Origin of the sequence: Micromonospora haikouensis, assembly GCF_900091595.1 — a bacterium.
In the GTDB taxonomy this organism is placed as follows: domain Bacteria; phylum Actinomycetota; class Actinomycetes; order Mycobacteriales; family Micromonosporaceae; genus Micromonospora; species Micromonospora haikouensis.
In genome coordinates this window covers 1-3,585 of sequence record NZ_FMCW01000078.1, presented here as the reverse complement: position 1 = coordinate 3,585, position 3,585 = coordinate 1, and the positions used below count along the sequence as shown (strand labels likewise).

Here is a 3,585-nt window from a genome sequence, read left to right as displayed (position 1 = left end):
CCCGGCATCCCACGACTTGACCAACTCCGCATCCACCACAACCAGCCAACGAGCGATCACCACCCGAAGCCACGACCCGCCGTTGCAGTACTAGGCGGTAGCGATGGATCACGTGAGGCACATGAGAATCGTCTGCGTGACGGCGTAGATGTCGCTGCGGGCAGCAGGTTCGCGAACAGCGAGATATACGGGGCTACCGCCGCAGGAGGGCGGCTTCAGACGCTCGTGAGCAGGTTGGGCTGGGGCAACATACGCAGTCCCGCGGTCAAGGCGGCGTCCTGCGGTCCGGTGACCATGACCAGCGAGGTTCCGATGTGGCCCCCGCATGCGGCGAGTGGTGCTCCGGTGGCCATGTCCGGGCAGGCGAGGTAGACCCACTCCGTGGTGTCTCCGCCGTCCACAGACAGCGTGCGCGTTCCGGTGGGCTCGGGCGGGTTGTTGGTGTCGAGCCGGTCGACGTACTGCGGTGGTGGCGGACCGCTGCCCCAGGGGGGCGCGCCTCGACGCCCTGCCAGTGCGAGCTGGTAGTTGATCAGGCTGGTCCACAGGTGGTGCACCACCGAGGCGCCCCCGGTGTCGTCGCGGACTGTGGTGACATCGATGGTGGTGTCGTCGTCGAGTTCGTGGCCGATGCGGACCTCGACGGGCCTCGGTCGGCCCAGGTCGCGGGCGACTCCGTGCGCGTCGGCGTGGGTGGTCTCCCTGTGCCAGCCGACCATGTGGGCGCGGTAGTGGGGGGCCTCCAGCATGGCGAACCGGACGCCGAGCCAGCCGTAGATCTCCTCCGCAGTGGGCGGTGTGAACGCTCCGCTGGGGTCGTGTGGACCTGGCTGTCCGGGGGTGTGCGCCATGCTGGAGGCTCCCTCACCTGTCCGTGGTCTCGTGCCGCAGCCTACCCGTTGCCGCAGCTCGGGTGGCTACAAGTATGCGCTGGCGGAGGGGCCGTGGGAGTAGCAGATGGTGCCGTTGGACAGGGTGGCGATGCTACCGAGGATGACGTCGGCGTAGGCCCAGCCAGGACCACTGGAGGTGAAGCCCTTGGTCTTCGCCCAGAAGTGCGTCGGCGTGGAGGGATCATCCCAGTCCTTGGTGCTCGACCCGTAGTTGTCGATCATGCTGACAGCCCAGTGCGTGTAGATCGCACCCGGCCAGTCGCTGCGGATGGAGTAGCCGGTGTAGATGGACGTGTAGTGCTTGCTCGTGTCAACCGCCGTGAGGTAGACGAACGAGCTCCCGCACTCGCCGGGCACCTCGTTGAGCGGGGTGATCTCACCCTTCTTGGCGGCGTACTCGACGCCGTTGCTGTCGACGCGAACCTCGTAACCGTTGGCCTTGGCGATCTTGTGGTCGACGCCGATACGCTTCATCGGCGTGACGATGTAGGCGGACGCCGGGTCAGGTTGCGCTGCGGGCGCGGCCGCGTGAGCGGCGGCGGGCGTCAAGCCGGCGGCCACCGCCATACCGGCTACCACCACGGCAGCACGTAGACTTGCTCGGAACCGCATAGGTCCTCCTTCTGGACAGGGCTGGGCTTCGCGGCGCATACGGTGGCTGCGGTGTCCAAATCACCGCAGCCACCCATGTATGCGGGCACGACCTTCGTATCAGACCATTGACAAGTTCCGCTGCCCTGCCTGTCGGGCGACCAACCCGGCGTTGGCGATGGACGTAGCTCAGAGTCAACAGCATGCCCGAGCAGCACTCGCACGCTGCAACCGCTTGATAACAATCCGTGTCGATCAATCTTTTGTGACGCGGGTCACGACACCCCCTTTGGGGCCCGGTAGAGCGTGGATCGGTCGGACGCCATCGTCGCAGGCGATAGAACGCTCACCCCGGCGATCCGCCGCGGCTGAGTTATCCGGGCCGCGCACGGCTGCTAGGGGACCGTTTCCGGGTGACTCGCATCGAAAATCTGCTGTGCATATCAATCGGTGGTCCGGAAGGGCCCGCACTCGGATCCCGATCCGGAGCAGCCGCCGGCGGCTGACCGATAGCCTTGCCATACGCGTTGCGCCGGCTCGGGCGCGGCGTCGTTGTCTGTGAGGTGCCGGAGGCATGTACGGGCGGTTTCACTCTGCGATGTCGGGCTGGTTGGCAGGCTGGACCTCGTCGTGTAGATCAGGGCGTGGTCGGGGAGCAGCCGGCGGGTTGGGTGTTGCGGCTGCTGGTGGGAGCATTTGGTTGACGGTCTTGCTGAGCTGTTCCACGCGTTCGGCGATGTGCTGCACGTAGCCGAGTACCTGACGGGTCAGCTGATCGGAAGCTGGTGTTCTGGCTTGGTCGGCTTGGGCAATGAGGCTTTGCAGGATGGCACCGCTCTGGTGCAGTTCGGGGCTGGCGGAGTAGAGTGTCGGTGAGGACATGGCCTGGGCACTCTGGCTCAGGTTGTGGGGGTCGCGTTCGCCTTCTGGTGGAGCGGCCCCTCTCTCGTTGAGGCGTAGTTCCGCGCCGGTCGTTGCTTCGAGGACGGTGGCGACGTCGGCAATGCGGTTGAACCATTGTGGTTCGTCGGCGCGGATGGCGCGGCCGGCCGACCATGCGACGGCGTCGGCCATCCACAGTCCGGCGTGGCTTCGGTCTTTGACGTGTACGAGGCGCATGCGGTGGTTGATCGCGTTCTGGTCGAGTAGACGCCGGTAGGCGCGGATGTCCGTGCGGTCGGTGGCGGGTAGGCGGCTGCCGGCGTCGCGGGCTTCCTGCCACTCGCGCATGCTGGCGCGGCTTTCGAGGTAGACGTCTTGGACGCGTTGGGTGTTGAGGTAGCGCAGCAGCCGTTCGAGGCTCATTTGTCGGGCGTATTCGCGCTGGTCTTCGAGGTGGCCGCGCATGTTCTGTGGGTTGTCGGGCGCAAGGGCTTGCCTGCCGTTGTCGAGAGGCACTTGGGCGGACACGACGGACCAGCCGGCGTGTTCGTCGACGACGTCGAGCATCGCTTCGATGGTGCCGACGTGGCCGCGGTGATACAGCTCGGATGAGTGGTAGGAGTGGCCTGCAGCGGCGGCGTTGGCTGCGGCGATTGCGGGCGCGACGTCGTCTTGGTCGATGATGACGGCGGCCATGAGGTAGGCGCCGGGGCTGCCGCGTTGCTGTAACCAGGATTCGTCGACGAACGCGATCGGGTGGGGTTGAGCGGCCATCAGTCGAGTTCCGTTTCCTCGGCGACCGTTTGGTCGGGTGTGGGGCTGACGCGGCGGCGGGCGGCATTGGCCTGCTGGGTTAGGCGCGGGGTGACGGGTGCGGCGTGAGGTTGTGGGCGGGTGTCGTCGATGGCGCGAACCCGGGCGGTGGTGGCGGCGACGGCGTCGGCGAGGTTGGCGCGGCGGTACGCGGCGCGGCGGGTTTGTTCGGCGGCGGCGGCGAGTCCGGCGTAGCGGGTGGGCAGGGCGTCGATGTACCAGCGCTGCCATTCGCCGTGGCGGGCTTCGAGGAAGGTGACGCGCTCGCGGCGCTGGTCGATGCCGGCGCTGAGGGCGGCGAGTTTCGCGCTTAGTACTGCAACGGCGGGTCGTGGCTTCGGGTGGTGATCGCTCGTTGGCTGGTTGTGGTGGATGCGGAGTTGGTCAAGTCGTGGGATGCCGGGTT

Annotated in this window: 4 protein-coding genes; all 4 read right to left on the bottom strand. The window is 66.9% G+C overall.

The window, feature by feature from the left end; translation table 11 throughout:
* Positions 1–215: 215 nt before the first annotated feature.
* On the bottom strand, positions 216–851 hold the full coding sequence (locus GA0070558_RS32455) for a hypothetical protein (RefSeq protein WP_141722435.1): 636 nt from the start codon (positions 849–851) through the stop codon (positions 216–218).
* 66 nt (positions 852–917) lie between these two features.
* Positions 918–1,367 (bottom strand): hypothetical protein, encoded by a 450-nt coding sequence (locus tag GA0070558_RS32450; RefSeq protein ID WP_141722434.1) that lies wholly within the window; start codon positions 1,365–1,367, stop codon positions 918–920.
* A gap of 705 nt (positions 1,368–2,072) precedes the next feature.
* Entirely contained in the window at positions 2,073–3,140 is a 1,068-nt protein-coding gene (locus GA0070558_RS32445; protein WP_091287333.1) for a hypothetical protein, read from the bottom strand.
* The coding region (locus tag GA0070558_RS33765; protein WP_176734490.1) for a hypothetical protein at positions 3,140–3,585 on the bottom strand (446 nt) is incomplete at its 5' end. The genes GA0070558_RS32445 and GA0070558_RS33765, both read right to left, overlap by 1 nt.

What these genes read in the sequence shown, in the direction of transcription:
- GA0070558_RS32450 (WP_141722434.1), bottom strand. Translation starts at nt 1,367, where the DNA reads ATGAAGCGTATCGGCGTCGACCACAAGATCGCCAAGGCCAACGGTTAC.
- GA0070558_RS32445 (WP_091287333.1), bottom strand. Translation starts at nt 3,140, where the DNA reads ATGGCCGCTCAACCCCACCCGATCGCGTTCGTCGACGAATCCTGGTTA.
- GA0070558_RS32455 (WP_141722435.1), bottom strand. Translation starts at nt 851, where the DNA reads ATGGCGCACACCCCCGGACAGCCAGGTCCACACGACCCCAGCGGAGCG.